Raw genomic sequence first — 1004 nt, 5'->3', positions numbered from 1 at the left:
CGCGCCACCTGCAGCGCGGCCAGCCCCACCGCCCCGGCGCCGCCATGCACCAGCACCGTCTCGCCCGGGCGCAGCCGGGCGCATTCCTCCAGCGCGTAGACGGCGGTGAGGAAGGCCACCGGCACGGTGGCGGCGGCGGCGAAGCCAAGGCCGCGCGGCAGCCGGGCGATGGCCGCGGCATGGGTGCGCACCCGGCTGGCCAGCGCGGCGGGGGCGAAGCCGAAGACGGCATCGCCGGGGGCGAAGCCGCTCTGCGGCCCGGCCTGTTCCACCACCCCGGCCATTTCCATGCCGAGCGTCGGCCCGGCGAAGCCGAGCAGCAGCGCCTCCTCCGGCAGCAGGCCCTGGGCCCACATCAGGTCGCGGAAATTCAGCCCGGCGGCCTCGACGCGGATGACCACCTCCTGCGCGCCGAGCCGTGCGGCCTCCGTCGGCTCCTGCGGCGCCCAGGCGAGGCTGCCGAGCTGGCCGGGCTGGCGCACCACCAGCCGGCCCGCGCCACGCGGCAGCGGTGGCAGGCCACCCGGGCGCAGCCGTGGCGCCAGCCGTGCGGCGGGGGTGAGGGCGAGTTCCGGCTCCGGCCCGTCCAGTTCCGGCAGCAGGCGGGCGGCGGCCTCCGCCGCCGGCAGGCCGGGGTGGAGGGCGATGCGGCGCAGCTTCAGCTCCGGCATCTCATTGGCCAGCACGCGGCCGAGGCCGAGCAGCGCCGCCGCCTCCGGCTGGGTGGCGGCATCGCCGGTGATGAGGGCGAAGCCGCCCGCCCGGCCGCGCGCCGCCTCGGCCAGCGCGGTGATCTGCGCCAGGGTGGCGGCCAAAGCCGCGGCGGGAGGGGCGGCGAGGGCCAGCACCGTGCAGCCGGCCAGGAGGCGCGGCGGCAGGTGCTGCGCCTCCTCCAGCGGGTGGCGCTGCACCGTGCAGCCGGCGGCGTGCAGGGCCGCTTCCAGCGCGGCGGCGCGCGGGGCGCTGGCGGCATCGGCCAGCAGGCGCACGGGGCGGGCCGGGGG

1 protein-coding gene is annotated in these 1004 nt (G+C 79.7%); it reads right to left on the bottom strand.

Annotated elements, in window-relative coordinates:
• Window positions 1-1004 (bottom strand): alcohol dehydrogenase catalytic domain-containing protein (locus NON00_RS24560; protein WP_256025433.1); only part of this gene is annotated, 1004 nt, incomplete at both ends.

Source organism: Roseomonas sp. GC11 (assembly GCF_024437745.1).
Lineage (GTDB): Bacteria > Pseudomonadota > Alphaproteobacteria > Acetobacterales > Acetobacteraceae > Pseudoroseomonas.
This window is presented reverse-complemented; position numbering and strand designations above follow the sequence as displayed.